Source organism: Roseofilum acuticapitatum BLCC-M154 (assembly GCF_030068475.1).
Taxonomy (GTDB): Bacteria; Cyanobacteriota; Cyanobacteriia; order Cyanobacteriales; family Desertifilaceae; genus Roseofilum; species Roseofilum acuticapitatum.
The window spans coordinates 1-18,437 of sequence record NZ_JAQOSP010000006.1; the positions used below are offsets into that span (position 1 = coordinate 1).

General features: G+C 47.6%; 12 protein-coding genes. 10 read left to right on the top strand and 2 right to left on the bottom strand.

The genetic code is table 11. From position 1 onward, the window contains the following. Positions 1-160 precede the first annotated feature (160 nt). From PMG71_RS00775 to PMG71_RS00810, 8 genes are all read left to right on the top strand, one after another. Positions 161-937: a calcium-binding protein gene (locus PMG71_RS00775; protein ID WP_283751723.1), complete on the top strand. Its 777-nt coding sequence runs from the start codon at positions 161-163 to the stop codon at positions 935-937. A gap of 583 nt (positions 938-1,520) precedes the next feature. Next, positions 1,521-2,927 carry a serine/threonine-protein kinase gene (locus PMG71_RS00780; RefSeq protein ID WP_283751724.1) on the top strand — a complete coding sequence of 469 codons (1,407 nt, stop codon included), beginning with the start codon at positions 1,521-1,523 and terminating at the stop codon, positions 2,925-2,927. Positions 2,928-2,974: 47 nt separating this feature from the next. After that, entirely contained in the window at positions 2,975-5,662 is a 2,688-nt protein-coding gene (locus PMG71_RS00785; protein ID WP_283751725.1) for a calcium-binding protein, read from the top strand. Positions 5,663-6,707: 1,045 nt separating this feature from the next. Further along, on the top strand, positions 6,708-7,250 hold the full coding sequence (locus tag PMG71_RS00790) for a peroxiredoxin family protein (RefSeq protein WP_283751726.1): 543 nt from the start codon (positions 6,708-6,710) through the stop codon (positions 7,248-7,250). 141 nt (positions 7,251-7,391) lie between these two features. Next, positions 7,392-8,828 (top strand): efflux RND transporter periplasmic adaptor subunit, encoded by a 1,437-nt coding sequence (locus tag PMG71_RS00795; RefSeq protein WP_283751727.1) that lies wholly within the window; start codon positions 7,392-7,394, stop codon positions 8,826-8,828. 384 nt (positions 8,829-9,212) lie between these two features. Beyond that, complete coding sequence (locus tag PMG71_RS00800; protein WP_283751728.1) at positions 9,213-12,575, top strand: efflux RND transporter permease subunit; 3,363 nt, start codon at positions 9,213-9,215, stop codon at positions 12,573-12,575. Between the two features lie 24 nt (positions 12,576-12,599). Next, entirely contained in the window at positions 12,600-13,331 is a 732-nt protein-coding gene (locus PMG71_RS00805; RefSeq protein ID WP_283751729.1) for a class I SAM-dependent methyltransferase, read from the top strand. A 159-nt stretch (positions 13,332-13,490) separates the two neighbouring features. Continuing rightward, positions 13,491-14,783, top strand: coding sequence for a M16 family metallopeptidase (locus tag PMG71_RS00810; RefSeq protein WP_283751730.1), 1,293 nt, complete (start codon positions 13,491-13,493; stop codon positions 14,781-14,783). A gap of 263 nt (positions 14,784-15,046) precedes the next feature. Here the strand turns inward: PMG71_RS00810 and PMG71_RS00815 are convergent, their stop codons facing one another. Continuing rightward, complete coding sequence (locus PMG71_RS00815; protein ID WP_283751731.1) at positions 15,047-16,696, bottom strand: ABC1 kinase family protein; 1,650 nt, start codon at positions 16,694-16,696, stop codon at positions 15,047-15,049. A gap of 42 nt (positions 16,697-16,738) precedes the next feature. Then, positions 16,739-17,083 (bottom strand): hypothetical protein, encoded by a 345-nt coding sequence (locus PMG71_RS00820; protein WP_283751732.1) that lies wholly within the window; start codon positions 17,081-17,083, stop codon positions 16,739-16,741. Positions 17,084-17,257: 174 nt separating this feature from the next. Here PMG71_RS00820 and PMG71_RS00825 point away from each other — a divergent pair, with 174 nt between their 5' ends. Together PMG71_RS00825 and PMG71_RS00830 are read left to right on the top strand one after the other, a co-directional pair. Then, positions 17,258-17,713 (top strand): DUF2214 family protein, encoded by a 456-nt coding sequence (locus tag PMG71_RS00825; protein WP_283751733.1) that lies wholly within the window; start codon positions 17,258-17,260, stop codon positions 17,711-17,713. Between the two features lie 12 nt (positions 17,714-17,725). Next, on the top strand, positions 17,726-18,397 hold the full coding sequence (locus PMG71_RS00830; protein WP_347179163.1) for a class I SAM-dependent methyltransferase: 672 nt from the start codon (positions 17,726-17,728) through the stop codon (positions 18,395-18,397). Positions 18,398-18,437 lie beyond the last annotated feature (40 nt).

Here is an 18,437-nt window from a genome sequence, read left to right on the forward strand (position 1 = left end):
GTCCGGTTTCCGCAAGCGGACATGAAAATTTGTTAAGAAGCGGGCAAGATGCCCGCACTCCTCGAATTCTTTGATATGACTGGAGTGGGAGCATCTTGCTCCCTGGATTTTTAATTAGGGTACTTAAGCGGACTTGATATAAGAATAAGGAGATAAGACTATGGTAGCGATTATTGCCGCAGATAACCAAGATACCATTCTCATTGGAACGGTAGACCATGATGAAATTTTAGGTAAAGAGGGGAATGATTACCTGTTTGGGTTAGAGGGTAATGATTGTTTAATGGGTGCAGGGGGACGAGATTTACTGAGTGGCAATACAGGCAATGATTCGATTATTGGTGGAGAGGGTAATGATCTTTGCTATGGGGGACAAAATGATGATTGGATTAATGGTAATGATGGGGATGATTTTCTTTATGGAGATTTAGGCAATGATATTCTCTATGGAGAGTTAGGGAATGATTACTTTTTTGGGGGAGTGGGGAACGATACTATTGAGGGTAGAGTGGGAGATGATTTGATTTTAGGTGGAATGGGAGATGATTCGCTCATTGGCGGTGCGGGGAATGATTTTATCTGGGGCGGACAAGGCCGTGATATGATTTCTGGGGGGGATGGAAATGATACCCTCAGTGGCGATATTGGTGGCGGGATTTTGTCTGGAGATGCAGGTGCTGATGTTTATATTTTACGCGCTTCTCTAGCAACTGATTCTAGAAGTATTCCTTTGATTGTTGGCTATCAAGAAATGGATAGGATTGGTTTAGCTGGAATTGCTGTGAATGATGTTAGGGTGGTCAGAACGGGTCATTTTGAAGGCAGAATCGATCAAATCAGTACCGGTATAGCAATCGCTGGTATATACGGTATAGACTTCCGTTTAGTCTTAAATAACCAAATAGTATTTGTAGAAGTGGATGTGGGATTGGCTTGAGTGTGCTAAAAGTTTTAGATTTATCATGAATCTCTTTAAGAAAAGAATATTAATTTAGATCAATTCCTACAAGCTGACGATCCGCAGGACAAAAATGGGCGACTTGGGAAGAATTCTGCTGAAATTTTTTTTTGAGTTGAAAATCCGTAATCGGGAAAAGGGAAGATGTAGAAATGGGTGGATAGCAGTTAAAGTGCTGTCCAGTAGAACACGACAAGCTAGGTAGAATTCTATGGATAGGATTATAAATTCTGAAGAGGAAGCTTCGCCCAAAGTTTTGATAGTTTGAGGGAGTGGGATTCTGCATTGCTGTAGGATCGCCTAAAATTCCCTAACCCTCGAAATTCTTTCTAGCAGATGCGATCTATTGCAGATTTCATCTGATTTGGCTTGCATACAGCGCAAAGCGCTGTATCGGTGGACAGTAGGAAAAGATCCCCCCCTTGCCCCCCTTAAAAAGGGGGGAATAGGAAAACCCCCTGCTTTTTAAGGGGGATTTTCCGCAAGCGGACATGAAAGGGGGATCAAGATGTCCCACATAAAGCGCGAAAACTGCTGTATTAACTTGCGATCGGTGTAATTTATGCTCTTGTTACCCACTCCAGATGACCGGGGTCAATGGACTAAAATAAACCCAAAATTAAACCTCTGTGTTGGTCTGGAAGAACAAAATAATATGGTGTGGCAACCGGGACATGAACTCCAAGACAGTCACTATACGATCGCCGGAAAACTGGGCGAAGGTGGATTTGGGATCACCTATCTGGCTCAAACTGAAACGGGCGAGAAGGTGGTGATCAAAACGCTCAATGAGAAGATCCGCAATAAAAAAGACTTCGAGAAATGCCAACAAGACTTTCTCAATGAAGCTCTGTGGATCGCCAAATGCTCCCATCCCCATATTGTTCGGGTGGAAGAGTTGATCCAAGAAGACCACCTTTGGTGCATTGTTCTGGAGTATATCGAAGGAACCAATCTTGGGACTCTAGTGGATACGGAAGGAGCTTTACCGGAAGGGGAAGCGCTCCACTATATCCAACAAATTGGAGATGCTCTGAATACGGTTCATCATCAAGGGTTCTTGCATCGGGATATTAAGCCACTCAATATCCTGCGGCGTAAGGGTGAAGCCTCCACCACACTGATTGATTTTGGCATGGCTCGTAAATTTATGCCGAATTTAGTCCAAGGTCATACGGCTTATGTGAGTCGAGGTTTTGCCCCCATAGAACAGTATGATTGGCGATCGTTTAGGGGCCCTTACACCGATGTTTATGGGTTAGCGGCTACCCTCTATGCGCTGTTAACGGAAGAAGTGCCAGAGTCGGCAACAAATCGCGATCGCCGAGTGGCTCGCAACCAACCCGATCCACTGATTCCACCAAAGCAACTGAATCCTCTGATTAGCGATCGCACCAACACCGCCATTTTAGCAGGCATGGCCCTGGAACCCGAAGACCGGCCCCAGTCCATTCAGCACTGGTTCGATCTGCTGGGAATTGCCCTCATTTCCCCCCCTTGGCAAGCGCCCCCGGCCATCAACGATACCGAGCGTAAATGGAGTTCGGCTGTAGGCATGGACTACAGCACCTTAGAGCAACTCCTAGCTGCCGGAAATTGGCAAGAAGCCGATCGCCAAACTGAGCAGATTTTACTCGAAATTAGCGATCGCACCGCCCAAGGTAGCCTCACCGAAGAGGAAGTCAAATACCTGCCCGGTCGAGACTTGCGAACCCTAGACCGGTTATGGGTACAATACAGCAATGGTCACTTTGGGTTTAGCGTACAAAACCGGATATGGCGCTCTTTAGACAAAAACTATCAAGAATTCGGCGATCGGGTCGGTTGGCGATCTCCCGACCAGTCATGGTTAGCCTACGCTGACCTCACCTTTAATCTGGGCGCTCCCCAGGGCCATCTTCCCACATGGGGAAGGCGGGGGCGCTTATGGCCCTACCTCGGATCGCGACTTAAACGCTGTGGACTCTAAAACGCCCAGCTTAACTAAACATCATCAAGAATCAGGAGAATCATAACATGGCATTTATTACGGCTGAATCCACCCTATCCGTTGAAGCTCTGACCTTCGTCAAAGTCAACTACGAAGCCGAACTCAAGACCCACTTTGGTCTAGAAATCTCAGAACTCAGCGATGCTCAAATCTCTGAATTTGCCCTCGACATTTCCGCCACCGTTCTCGGCAAAGCCATTATTTCCGTCGATAGCAAAGGAGAAGGCAGCGTATCCGGCGGTTTGGACAAAGGTCAAATCCTCATTGGAGGCGGAGGCAGCGATAAACTCAGTGGCGGTAAAGGTAGCGATATCCTCATTGGTGGATCGGGAAAATCCAAAAAATCTACCGGTAAAGCTAGTGGCGGTACAGCTAAAGACACCGGTAAAGATACTGGCGGTACAGCCAAAGATACGGGTAAACTCTCCAAAATTTCCGGACTATCCGGTGCTGACGGTGACGACGAAATGGACGGCGGAGATGGCGATGATACCTGTCTCGGTGGAGATGGTAAAGATACCCTCATTGGTGGCAATGGAGATGATTCCTTAGTCGGTGGAGACGGAGATGACTCCTGTATGGGCGACGATGGCAACGACACCCTAGAGGGCGGTAATGGCAAAAATACCCTCGAAGGCGGTGAAGGGGATGACTCCCTCATCGGAGGAAATCAGGATGACACCCTAGTGGGCGATGCCGGTAATGACACCTGTGTGGGTGACAACGGTGAAGACTCCTTAGTGGGTGGCGATGGCGATGATTCTCTAGTCGGTGATAACGGTAAAGATACCCTGCTCGGTGGAGATGGCAACGATACCCTAGTTGGCGGCAATGGGAATGATTGCCTCGTGGGTGGCGAAGGGCCAGATAGTCTGGTGGGTGGTAATGGTAAAGATACCCTCATTGGCGGTGATGTGCTAGATGGTGGAGCAGATGATGATGTCTTAATCTGCGGCAAAGGCACATCTAAGATTAATGGGGGTGATGGATTTGATATGGTCAGCTTTATCAATGTAGAGCTGGATATTTCCATCAATGTGGGATTAGAAATTAACCTCTCTGCTACTGGTTCCACCACCGTTACCGGAACCCTAGCCGGAGGAGCGCAACTGAATAATCAGCTTGAAGGCATTGAAGGCTTTACCGGGTCTAAGGGTAATGACAAGATGACCGGTAGCGAAAATGGCGATGAACTCAATGGGGGAGCGGGTGACGATACCCTGGATGGGGGAGATGGGAATGATACCCTCACTTGTGGAGAAGGTAATGATAGTTTGGTTGGCGGCAATGGCTTTGACTTCGTGTCCTATGTGGAAGCCTCGGTTGGTGTAGAGATTAACCTGCAAACGGGTATCACGGTTGTTGGCCAATTCGAGAATCAGATTAGCGGATTTGAAGGCGCTATTGGTTCTCAGTTCGATGATGTGATTACCGGTGGTGCAGTTGCGGGCTTAAATCTGCAAGCAGGCGGCGGTAGCGATACTTATAAGTTGACGGCTGCCAATGCTGTGGGAACCACGATTAAAGATAGTGGCGGTAGTGGTGATGTGATTGAAGTGGAAGGGGTTACCCTGTCCTTACCTCCCCAAGGTGAAAATGCACCACCGGCAACGGGAACGAAGGTCTTACGCGATGGCACAAATTTAGTTGTTGATCTCGATAATGATGGCCAGGTTGATGCAACCAAAGATTTGGTGGTTGAAGACTTCTTCTCCTTTGAAAGCAATTCTGGAGGAGCCGGGGTTGTTGAAAAAGTCGCTAATTTAACCAGTGCGGAAATTTTGGCGGCCTTCCCCAATCCCCTACCCCCAGCTTCGGGTTCGGGTACGTTTACTGACCCCGTTGCGCCTCCGAGTCCTTCTTCAACGACAACTACAACCGGAACGAATGTTTCTGTTGAATTCACCACTGAGTTTAATGTCAGTATCGGTAATGATGTGGTGATGGGTACAGCCGCAGCTAATCTTATCTTTGGTTTGGCGGGTAACGATCAAATTGATGCGGGTGCAGGTGATGACACTGCCAATGGTAACCAAGGCGATGATGTGGTTAACGGTGGCGAAGGGAATGATATCTGTTACGGTGGCCAAGGGAATGATGCTGTCAGTGGTGGCGATGGTAATGATATGGCTTCCGGCGATCGCGGCGATGATATCGTAAATGGTGATGCTGGCCAAGACCAACTCACCGGCGGCGAAAACAATGACTCCATCGACGGTGGTGCAGATAACGATAACATCTTTGGCGGTCAAGGCAATGACCTGATCAACGGTGGTGCTGGCGATGATGTCATCAGTGGTGATGCGGGTACAGACACCCTTATCGGTGGTGCAGGCAATGATGTCTTCGTTCTCCGCACCGGAACCGCAGCCGCAACCGCAGCCGAAGCCGACCTGATTTTAGACTACCGCGAAGGCGACACCATCGGCTTAACCGGTGGCATCACTCCCGATAATCTCACGTTCACCGTAGAAAACGGCAATACCATTATCGAAGTCAACAATAATGGCGTAACCTCTGTTCTCGGTATCGTCAGTGGTGTAGCGCCTGAGCAACTCACCTTTACCACTGCCGATATTCAGGTAAATCTAACCGGTAATGTCTCCGTCATGAGCAGCCTCTTTGTCGGTGGCACTCTTGGTGGTCAAGAATTTGCCGTCGGTGCAACCGCGTTTGCCAGTGTTGACTTTACTCAGTCCTTTGCTCTGGTATAGGTTCTCTATCCTGGTTGTTTAAGTTCGGTTAAAACCTAATTTTGTAGGGGGAATTCATGAATTCCCCCTACTTTTTTTATCGAGCTACCACAGCCAATCACCGTAGTGCCGTGACACAGCTAAAATAGTGCATTAGCGTAGGGTGGGTTAGGCGGCTAAAACCTAGACTCTGAGAGCAATCTATCAATCCGCCGTAACCCACCATTTTAGGGTTGTCACGGCAGGAGAATAATATCAAGTCCGGTTATTCATGTCCGCGAAGCGCTGTAATTAAAACTCTAGGGAGCGAGACGCTCGCTCTCACCTCTAGGGAGCGAGACGCTCCCACTCCAGTAATATCAAGGGATTGGAGGAGTGCGGGCATCTTGCCCGCTTCTCTTTTCCCATTTTCATGTCCGCTTGCGGAAACCTGACTTGATATGACAGACAGGGTGTAGTGCGAGCATCTTGCTCGCTAGAGGTGAGACAGCGCTTTGCGCTGTTATGAGGTACAGCATTAATCTATGAGTTGTCATTGCGAACGGAACGCAGTGGAGTGAAGCAATCTCAGCAATCCCGGTAAACTCGGCGATTGATTTTCTTTGATCGCAATAACAACTGTTTAACCCGACTTGATATGACAGACAGGATGTAATGCGAGCATCTTGCTCGCTGTTACCTCTAGGGAGCATCTTGCTCGCTGTTACCTTCTAGGGAGCATCTTGCTCGCAGTTACCTCTAGGGAGCATCTTGCTCGCAGTTACCTCTAGGGAGCAAGATGCTCGCAGTTACCTCTAGGGAGCAAGATGCTCGCAGTTACCTCTAGGGAGCGAGACGCTCGCTCTCACCTCTAGGGAGCGAGACGCTCCCACTCCTTGCTTTACCCTATTTACTGAGTGTATTTTAGAGGTTATAGCACTACGCACTTAGATTTTAAACAAAAAGTTACAGCCGGAAAGCTCTTACCAACCTCAAGTTGTCCTAACTTTAATGCGTAGCGCTATAACCAAAACTGACGTTACACTACTAAAAGTCCTACCTTCAGAATCATCACAGACTAACCAAAATGGTTACTTCCACAGACTTTAGCGGTTTATTCAATCAACGCTTTGCCAACAACTTCTTCCCCATCCCCGCAACCAGTCACTGGAATGTGGGAGTAAAAACCCCTGATTTTCAACTCCCCAATATTACCCAGGGGGGAACAGTGCGCCTATCGGAATATCGCGAGCAAAAACCAGTTGTTCTCGCTTTTACCCGCATTTTCACCGAAAAACAATACTGTCCCCTGTGTTTCCCCCACATTAAAGAACTCAATGCACAGTATGAAGCGTTCACAGAGCGGGGTGCAGAAGTGCTATTAATCACTAGCACCGATGCCAAACAGAGCGAAATCGTAGTGCGAGATTTAGCCTTGAAAATGCCCCTACTCTCCGATCCCGACTGTAGCAGTTTCCGTGCCTATGCTGTCGGTCAAGCCTTGGGCGCACCTCTCCCCGCCCAATTTGTCCTCGATAAGCGGGGAATTTTGCGCTACAAGCACCTCTTTTCCTTCCTTCACCCCAACGCAGACCTTCAAACCCTATTGGCGGCATTAGATTGTCTATAATTGAGGGCATTCTGGAAAAAGAGTAGAGAACACCTTTTCTCTGCTACTAATTACCAAATTATGCTTAAGTCATTGGGAGTCTTGGCTAGGCAGAGGATAGAATAAGTGCCGTTATCAAGAATGATCTAGCATAAACCTGTCATGAATTATCATCCTATTCATAATACTCTTAAACTTCTGCCCCTAATTGCCAGTGCTATAGTGTTAGCCTCTTGTGGCAAAGAGCAGATACAGGCAACAGCAACCGGTCGTCCGGCGGTTCCCGTGGCTTTTGGAGCGGTGGAATTGGGGCGAGTTAGTGATGGCACAGAATATAATGTGGCTTTAGTGTCTAGGGAAATAGCCAACGTGCGCCCTAGGGTGAGTGGAAATATTTTAGAGCGCTATGTGGAGTTAGGCGATCGCGTCACCGCAGGGCAGCGAATGTTTATCATCGATCCCATTGAACAACAGGCAGCCGTGAATTCCCAACTGGCGCAAGTCGGATCGGCTACAGCCGCCGTAGAAACCGCCAAAAGTAACCTGCAATCGGCGATCGCCGAACGGGCCCGCATTGCCGCCGAAAAAGACCTCAACTCCGCCCGTGCCAACTGGGAAAACGCCAAATCCACCCTCCTCTCCCAAGAAGCCGAACTCACTCGCAGGCAAGCCCAACTCGACTATCAAACCCTAGAAAATGAGCGCTATCAATCCCTAGCTGCCAATGGAGCCGTTTCCCAAGAAACCGCAGATCAAACCAAACGCTCCTATCTGCAAGCCCAAGCCGATGTCAAAAACCAAGAAAAAGTGATCGAAGCCGCTCAATCTCAAGTCGAGAGTACCCGCCGAGCCTACGATCGCCTGATTGCCTCCGTCGATGCCCAACTGGCCGCCCAAGATCAAGTCATCGCCGGAGCTAGGGCCGAAATTGCCCGTGCCGAACAAGACCTGCAACGCACCCGGCAACAAGCCGCCGAAGCAGAAGCCCGGTTAGGATTCTATGAAATTAACGCGCCCTTTTCCGGAACCGTGGGCAATGTCCCCATCAAAGTCGGCGATTTTGTCGATAGCCAAACCCTTCTAGCCACCGTCAGCCAATCCCAACCCTTAGAAGTCCTGATCCAAATTCCCATTGACCGGTTGGCCCAAGTCCGTATTGGCACGAAAATCGAACTCAAAACCCAAGATAATCAACCGATTACCACCATTCCCGTCTCCTTCATTTCCCCCCAAACCGATCCCAATACCCAAACCATTACCATTAAAGGCATCTATGCCAACGCCCAAAACCAACTCCGCACCGATCAATTGGTCAAAGCCAAAGTCGTTTGGGAAGATCGACCCAGCTTAACCATTCCCACCACTGCTATCAAGCGCATTGGGGGCCAAGCCTTTGTATTTGTGGTCAATGAATCAGAAGGGCAACAAGTCGCGACCCAAACCCCCGTCACCCTAGGCAGTATCACCGGGCAAAACTTTGTCGTGCAAGACGGTTTACAGGGAGGAGAAACCATCGTCACTGAAGGCGTGGTTAAACTCGTCGATGGAGCGCCTGTAGTCGATGCCACCACCTTGCCCAATTCTGCGGAACAATCTTAAGCCAGAAATCTTAAGCAATGTAACAGGCTTCTCTTGTGAAAATCCAGCCTTAAGATAAACTGGAGGCATTTACGAGCGATTTTTTAATGAAGTCGGGTTACCCTAAACCTGTTATATCAAGTCCGATTAAACCGCTATGATTACAAATCATATCAAGTCCGGTGAATGGTAAAAAACAAGCGGGCAAGATGCCCGCACTCCTGGAATCCCTTGAATGGTAAAAAACAAGCGGGCAAGATGCCCGCACTCCTGGAATCCCTTGATATTACTGGAGTGGGAGCGTCTCGCTCCCTAGACTTTGAATTGTGGGGTTTCCGCCTCGTGGACATGAATAACCGGACTTGATATGCAACATTCCCCATTCCCCATTCCCCAAAATGACCCATGCTCCTAAGTATTGCTGACAACTTCATCAAGCGACCGGTCTTAACCACCGTTTGCTCCATCCTCATCGTCCTGGTGGGGGGCATATCTTTACCTTTGCTCCCGATTTCCCAATTGCCTCAGTTGGCGAATACGGAAGTACAGGTGACTGCCAGCTATATTGGCGCAGATGTGCAAACGGCGGAAACGACCACCACCACGATTATCGAGCGAGAAATTAATGGGGTGGAGAACATGAAATATATGTACTCCAACACCAATAATGGGGGGTTGACCTCTATTCGGGTGGCCTTTCCCCAGGAAGTAGACCGGGATATTGCTCAAGTGAATGTACAAAACCGGGTGTCGATTGCCGAGCCTCAACTGCCAGCAGAAGTGAAGCAAACGGGGGTGAAAACGGATAAAGCTTCACCGAATATTCTTTTGGTGCTGGGATTTTCATCGGAGCGCGATGAGTCGGGAAATTATTTTTACGATGAGATCTTTATGAGTAACTATATCGATCTCAATATTCTTGACCAGCTTAAACGACTGCCAGGGGTAGGACAAGCGACTTTACTCGGCGATCGCAAATATGCCATGCGAATTTGGCTTGACCCGAATAAAATGGCAGCACGGGGACTGGCAGCTTCCGATGTGGTGAATGCTCTGAGAGAACAAAACCTGCAAGTGGGAGCCGGGAAAATTGGCCAAGCCCCATCTCCAGATGGACAACTGTTTGAAATTCCCCTGCAAGCCACTGGTCGATTTGCTGATGTTAGCGAATTTGAGGAGCTGGTGGTCAAGGTTGGCTCTGGGGGAACTTTAGTCAAGCTTAAAGATGTGGCGCAAGTGGAATTAGGGGCACAGGATTATACGGTAAATGTACTCTTAAATACTAATCCAGGGGTGGGGATTGCTATCTATCAGTTGCCGGGATCAAACGCTTTGGAAACTGCTCAAGCGGTGAAATCAGAGATGGAACGGTTATCGGTTAATTTCCCACCAGGCATGAATATGGTCGTTGCTTATGATACAACGACATTTATTAACAAGTCTTTGGAAGAAGTGGTGATTACCCTGTTCCAGGCGATCGGTTTGGTAATCCTGATTTTGTTTGTGTTTCTCCAGGACTGGCGCTCGACTCTGGTTCCGGCGATCGCCATTCCCGTCGCTCTGATTGGGGCGGCGGCCGGCTTGAAAATTGTGGGCTTTGAAATCAATACCCTCACCCTATTCGCCTTCACCCTGGCTTCCGGTTTAGTGGTGGATGATGCGATCGTGATTGTAGAAGCGGTATCGAGCAAAATAGAAGAGGGAATGCAAGCCAGACAAGCCGCCCTCGATGCCATGGAAGAACTCACCGGCGCAACGATCGCCACCTCAGCCGTACTCATGGCTGTATTTATCCCCGTCTCCTTCTTCCCCGGAACCACCGGCATTATCTACAAACAATTCGCCCTCACCATTGCCTTTGCCGTCGCCTGCTCCACCTTCAACGCCCTCACCTTCTCCCCCACCATGTCCGCCTTGCTCTTGCGGCGCAAAGAAGAACCCCATGGCCCCCTAGCTTGGCTATTCAACCAATTTAACCGAGGGTTTGGTTGGGTGCAGGCTCGCTATGGGAATTTGATCCAATTTCTCACCCGCATCAATGCCCTAGTCATCGGCGTATTCATCATCGGTTTAGTGGCCACCGTTTGGATGTATAACACCGTTCCCAGTGGCTTTGTGCCAGAAGAAGACCAAGGCTATTTTCTGGTCATTTATCAAGCTCCCGATGGTGTATCCCTAGACTATACTGCCCAAGTCGCCAAAAAAGTCGAGGAAAAAATCCGTGCTGTCCCGGAAGTCGCCCATACCTTTGGCGCAACCGGTTATAGCTTTGATGGTCAAGACCCCAGTAAGGGTATCTTCTTTGTCAACTTAAAATCTTGGGATGAGCGACCCACGGCAGAACAGTCCATTTATGGCATTCTGCGAAAGGTTAATCGCTCTTTAGGCACAATTCCAGAAGTGTTTTCTTTGGCAGTGAATGCCCCTCCAGTCCAAGGGATGGGGAATACCGGGGGCTTTGAATTCCAACTGCAAGACCGCACGGGTAATGCCACAATCCAAGACCTGCTCGATAATGCCAACCGCTTAATTGGGGCAGTTAACTCAGATAAGTATCCGGCGGTTGCTGGTGCATATACCCAGTTTACGGCCAATAAAGCCCAGAAAAAAGTAGAGGTATTGCGCGATCGCGCTAAAGCCCTAAATGTAGATGTCAATGAAGTCTTTGCTACCCTCGCCACCTATCTTGGCTCCAGCTACGTTAATGATTTTGTCCTCGGACAACGGCAATATCGGGTTTATGTGCAAGCGGATGCCGAATATCGCTCCGATCCTGAAGATATTAATCAACTCTATGTGCGCTCAAGAGAGGGGACAATGGTTCCCTTGGGCAGTTTAATTAAGCTGACTGAGTTCACCGGCCCAGAGATTATCCAACACTTTAATGTCTTCCGCTCCATTAAAATTCAAGGGGGGCCGGCTCCAGGCTATAGTTCTGGACAGGCGATCGCCGCAATGGAACAAGCCGCCAGCGAAGTCCTAGACCCCGGTTTTGGCTACTCCTGGCAAGGAACCGCCCTAGAAGAAAAAGCCTCTGGAGGCAGCGCCCCCATCATCTTCGGTCTCGGCTTTATCATGGTGTTCCTAGTCTTAGCTGCCCAGTATGAGAGCTACATTGACCCCACCATTATCATGCTGTCCGTTCCCCTCTCCGTACTAGGGGCCCTCTCCGCCATTTGGTTCCGAGCCAATATGGTACAAGCGGGAGGCATTTGGCCGGTAGTCAACAATGATGTGTACTGCCAAGTTGCCCTCGTCATGCTCATCGGGTTAGCCTCCAAAAACTCCATTCTGATCGTCGAGTTTGCCAACCAACTCCATGAAAAAGGTCTAGACTTCACCAGAGCAGCCACCCAAGCCGCCGAGCAGCGCTTCCGACCCATTCAAATGACTGCCTTTTCTACTTTGGTGGGCTTTTGGCCCCTGGTCACGGCCTCTGGTGCAGGATCGAGCAGTCGGTGGTCTTTGGGAACGGCGATCTTTGGAGGAATGCTGGTGGGAACCGTCCTCAGTTTGTTGATTACGCCGAACCTTTATATTGCGGTCAAAAACTTGGAAGCCTTCCTGCTTAAAGGAGAAAGACCGCAAAAACCCCCTAAATCTAACGGCGGTTCTGGCCGTTTAGGCCGTCTAGGGAATTTGTCGGGTTTGTTGAAGAAACCTTTGGCTAAGAATGGCCATAGTAACGACATTGAGGAGGAACGACCGGATACGGGGACGCAACCAGAGAGTCAACCGGAAGAGTCGGATACGGGTAAATGGTCGTAAAATCAATTAACACTTGCAACTAGCATGAAACAGACCCTTTCTCCCCAAGATGCTCGTCAGTTAGCCCTTTCTTTTTTAGCCCAAGTAGGACTCAATCGGGAGTTTGTAGAAAATGCTTCCTTAAAACCGGAGGATGCCGACATCTTAGTGAACTTTTGCCCCAACTCCGATCGGGGCAAAATCTTAGAAGTGGGTACGTTTGTGGGGGTGTCTTCTGTCGTGTTAGGCCTTTGTTTTCCCGACTCTGAGGTGATTTGTGTCGATCCTGGCTTACCGACTGGTTTAATGAATGGGTTGTGTGTTCGCAAGTTTGAGATCCCCGATTACCCAGAAACAATGCTATCGTTTGTGGAAGCAGCACTGATGCATGTGGGAGTTCGCGATCGCTTTCAGATTTATCAGGGATTTTTCTCTTGCTGTTTTCCTGATGCTGGCGATCGCCAAACGGTGATAGATTATGGCATTAATTTAAACCACTACCCCACGATTGGCCCACAAGTGTGTCAAGCCCATGGGCCCTTTAAAACCATTTTTCTAGATGCAGATCACCGCACTCAAGCGGTACTGAGCGATCTACTCCTCTTATCATCCCATGTTGCTGCCGATGGGGTGATTATTCTCCATGATATGGGAGAAGATTTTTGGGGGCAACAAGTTAGGGAAGGGGTTGATCAATTCTTAAGATTGCATCCTGAGTTTTACCTAGAGCAACAGGGAGATTTAGGCAGACTTCAGCGTATTAAAAAAGTACACTGAAGGACTTTTAATGCATAAAGCGCAAACTGCTGTAAAATATACTCAAAGTTTAACACCCAAACTCAACGGTTATTTTGTAGATAGCTCCAGACTTTGATCTCCCTTTACACAAGGGAAATTTAGGCGGCTCAAACACTCCTGTAATTACCCATAACTCTCATGACGGCTAGTCTTCTCTCCTCATTAGAATCCAATCAGACCCATCGCTTACAACTCACCAATGGTATCGTCTTGTTAGTTGTGGAAAATCCCATCGCTGATATCATTTCCAGTCGTTGGTTTTTGCGCTCTGGCAGTAGTTGCGACCCCCCGGAAAAAGCGGGTATGGCTAATTTAGTCGCTTCCTTGCTCACCAAAGGAACCCCCAATTTCTCTTGGTCAGATATTGCCGAACAAATTGAGTCTGTAGGAGCCAGTTGTGGTGCAGATGCAGCCGCCGATTATTTTCTCATGAGCCTGAAAACGGTTTCTGCCGATTTTGTGCCCTTGTTTAAATTAGTGGCTGAATTGATGCGATCGCCCACTTTTCCCCTAGAGCAAATACAATTAGAAAAACGTCTGGTTTTACAAAGCATTCGCCAAGCCCAAGAACAGCCCTTTTCCTTAGCCTTCAAAGGTTTACGGGAAGCCATGTATGGGGATCATCCCTATGGCAAATCCAGCCTCGGAACCCAAGAAAGTGTAGAAAGCATTACCCAGAATGATTTGCAAGCCTTCCATCAAGCCTATTTTCGTCCCGATAATTTAGTCATTAGTATCTGTGGACGCATTACCTTATCAGAAGTCATTTCCTTAGTACAGGATATTTTAGGCGATTGGGAAGCACCCGAAAAACCCATCCCTAAAGCCCCTTTTCCCCAGTACAACCTAGATCGGATGTTTGGCATCCCTCCTGTCATTCAACCCCAAGAAACCCAACAATCAATCGTCATGGTCGGTTATCCAGGAGCTAATGTCAAGAGTCCTGACTATCCCGTATTAAAATTACTCAATACTTACTTAGGCAATGGTTTATCCAGTCGTTTGTTCGTAGAATTGCGGGAAAAACGGGGATTAGCCTATGATGTTTCTGCTTTTTATCCCACTCGTCAAGATTTGTCCCAGTTTGTTGTGTATATGGGGACTGCTCCCAAAAATACGGAAATTGCAATTACTTCTTTACAAGAAGAAGTCGAGCGCCTCACTCAAATCCCCCTAACCCTAGAAGAATTGAGTACCAGTAAAAATAAACTATTGGGGCAATATGCATTAGGAAAACAAACCAATTCCCAAATTGCCCAAATTCTGGGATGGTATGAAACCATTGGTTTAGGAATTGAATTCGATACCGAATTTCAAGCCGCCATTGCTCAAGTGAGTATAGAACAAGCTCAAGAGATTTCCCGAACCTATCTTAATGCAGGTTGTTTATCTATTGTTGGCCCCCAAGAAATCTTGGGGGAAATCAACTGAATTTGTCCAATTATAGTTGATTCAATTAAGGTTGAGACACTCACAAGTAGGGTAGGCACTGCCCACCTTACACATTGAGTTATTCAAATTGACTGTAGAACGATGAAAAGCGGGTTATATCAAGTCCGTTTGTTCATGTCCGCGAAGCGGAAATACCCTAATTAAAAACTTAGGGAGCAAGATGCTCCCACTCCAGCAATATCAAAGGATTAGAGGAGTGCGGGCATCTTGCCCGCTTCTTCACCCTTTATCCGGACTTGATATTATGACCGCAATCTTCCTGACCTTAATATACTAATTACTAGCCATAATCCAATCAAACTGGCGGCTCCGAATAGCACGGCACTGAGTAAAGAGAGTTGGGGACTTTGGGCGTTGCTGGAAATCAGGGCTGCTCCCATAATCAGGGAACCCACGAGAATGCTAAAGGAAAGACGATTCGCAGAGTCATCAATACTGCGCCTCAGTCGTTCTAGGTCTTTAACCTGGATATTCCAATTGAGGGTTTCTGAGGTTAAACGATCGAGGAATAATTCGATCAGGCGAGGAGATTGTAAGGAGAGACTTTTGACATCTAGGGCAGTTCTGAGTAGGGTTTGAATGGGCTTATCTCCGAGCAGTTGACGCTGGAAAATATCGGTGATTAGGGGTTTGATTTGGTCGAGTAAATTGACTTGGGGATTAAAGCCTCTGGCGACTCCTTCTAAGTTGGCTAAGGATTTGGCATAGAGTCCCATATTACCAGGGAGGCGGATTTTGTTGCTGCGAGCAATTTCGAGAATTTCATAGAAGACTTCGCTAAAGTTAATTTCGCTCAGATTAATGTTATAGTATTTGCGAAGCATCCGCGTATAGTCGGCTTCTAAACGACTAAGATTAACCGGTTGATTGGATTCGGCTAAATCGAGGGTGAGTTGGGCGCAGCGTTGGGCATCAATATCAACGATCGCCAGCAACATTTCGGTTAAAATTTGTTGAGTACGGGGATCGATTCGTCCAACCATGCCACAGTCTAGTAGGGCAACGCGACCATCGTTGAGTAAGAAAATGTTGCCCGGATGGGGGTCGGCATGGAAGAAGCCGTTAATATAAATTTGTTGAAAGAAGGCGCGGAATAAGATGCTGGTTACTTCGTCTCGTTTTTGCTCTACGGATAGGGTGGGGGTGACAAACTGGGTGAGGTCAGCAGAAAGTAGGGGTTTGCCTTCTAACCATTCTAAAACCAGTAATTTTTCGCTGGTATAGTCCCAGTAGACTTGGGGAATGACGAGCTGTTTGGGGTCAAACCAGCGACTGGTGGATAAGTTTTCTTGCATTTGAGTGGTGAAATGACCTTCTTTGGTGAAGTCCAATTCATCGCGCAAGGCTTTGGTAAATTCTTCTGCGAGGGCGACTAAATCATAGTCTTGACCAAAGTCACTTAATGAGGCTAGTTCGGCTAATCCTTTAATCAGGGTAATGTCTTGCTCGACGATGCGACCAATACCGGGACGTTGGATTTTTAGGGCGACTTCTTGTCCTGTGTTGAGGGTAGCACGATGGACTTGGCCGAGGGAACCTGCGGCGATCGCCTCTGGGTCAATTTTGGGAAAGGCTTCTTCTAAGGGAATCGGTAAACTTTGCCGCAGTTGCGTCTCAACTTGTGACCAAGGAACAGCAGGAACATTAGCTTGCAAAGCAGAAAGAGCCGTGATATAACGACCCGGTAGTAAGTCCGGTCGGGTACTGAGCAGTTGTCCTAATTTGACAAATACGGGCCCTAAATCAATCAGAATATTGCGTAAAACAGTGGGAGAAGGTAACTTAGGTTCGCCGGGTTGATCCCCTTTGAGTAAGCCTTCGATATAATCCCAACCGTTGCGGAAGACGACTTCCAAAATTTCCCGTTGACGCGAGCTAATTATGCTATACATTAGACCAAATTATTGTGAAAATCGTTGCTAGTTTTATCCCAACTAGGGAATCAGCTCACATTCAAACATCCGATTAGCAATTTGTGGAGCAACACGATTAATAAATTCTTCGCGTACCTGGGGATTTTCCCTCAGCATTTCTATTGCTTTCTTTTGCAATGCGGCTTCCGGGCCTTTTGCCTGACTCGGATCGGTAGACTGGATTTGTGCTAAGTCTTCACAAGAGGAATTGACGAATTTTTGGGTAACTAGATTGGTGGCCACATCCATTAACATTTCTGGGGAGGGTTGAGGTTGGGATAAGGAGGCGCAACCATAGAGTAGAGCAAAGCTAGAGGACAAACCAAAGATGAGCCAAGATAAATGCTGTTTCAATTGGACTTTCATGGCGATCGCCTGCATACATATATCGAAAATACTATCATAGACTCAATTTTCTCGCTTGTCCTCAGCTCTAGTGGCAGGGAGGACGATGGCCATCCTCACTTATTCTCAACATACTGTTATTATAATTGAGTGGGCAATACCCACGACCTGTTACTGACTGAGAGCCAGAAAATTATGTGGGCAAGTTCAATTACTGCTTATTTCCATTACTTAGGCTTCATGTTAGCTTTTGCGGCTTTGACCGTAGAATTGTTTAACTTAAAACCAGAAATGACCCTTGATGAAGCCAAACGAGTCGCCTTTGCTGATGCCGCTTATGGTCTGGGGGCGACAGCAGTTTTAATTACAGGTGTTTTGCGCGTTCTCTATTTTGGTAAAGGAACAGATTACTATTTAGATAATCCGTTTTTCTATGCCAAAATGGGAGTATTTGTGCTAGTAAGTCTGTTTTCTCTCTATCCGACGTTTACTTTTCTGACCTGGATTAAAATGTTGCAAGTGGGTGAAATTCCCCAGGTAGAAATTCCAAAAGTTAACCGGATTTCTTGGCTCATCAAAGGGGAGTTGGCCTGTTTTACTGTCTTGCCCCTGTTAGCAGCAGTGATGGCCAGAATGAGCGGTTGGAGTTAAAGGGGAGTAATGATGCAAATTTCAAGTTTATCTCAAGTACAAAAGCGTCTGTTTGCGTGGGGAATGTCGAAAGCTAATTCGGTGGATAATAAGACGATCGCTCTGATTGATAATCCGAATTATTCGACCCTGGCAGAACTGAAACAAGCCTTGTTGGGATCGCTGCAAGGAAAGGTGTTAGAAATTGGCCCAGGTGCTGGCGCGAATCTTTGTTATTATCCTAAAGAGATTGAGTGGATAGGGGTTGAACCGAATCCCTTTATGCACCCGTATCTCGAACAGGAAGCGGGCGATCGGGGTATTAAAACTATTGAATTGTGTCAAGGAATGGCGGAAAAATTGCCGTTCAAAGACCATACTATTGATAGCGTTGTTAGCACTCATGTACTGTGTTCTGTTGATAGTCTCGATCGCAGTTTACAAGAAATTCAGCGCATTCTTAAACCCGGTGGAAGTTTCATCTTTTTAGAGCATGTTGCTGCTGATTGTTGTACTTGGAATCGCCGCATTCAAGATAGTATTGCACCAGTCTGGAAGGCAATGTTTGATAATTGCCATCCTAACCGCAGCACTTGGACTGCTTTGGAAAATGCTGGATTCGAGTCCGTCGATTATCAGCACTTTCGCCTGTCATTGCCTATTGTGAGTCCTCATATTTCTGGAGTAGCAAAGAAAGCGAAATAAGGGGTAAGGAGTGCGAGCATCTTGCTCGCTGCCTTTCTCT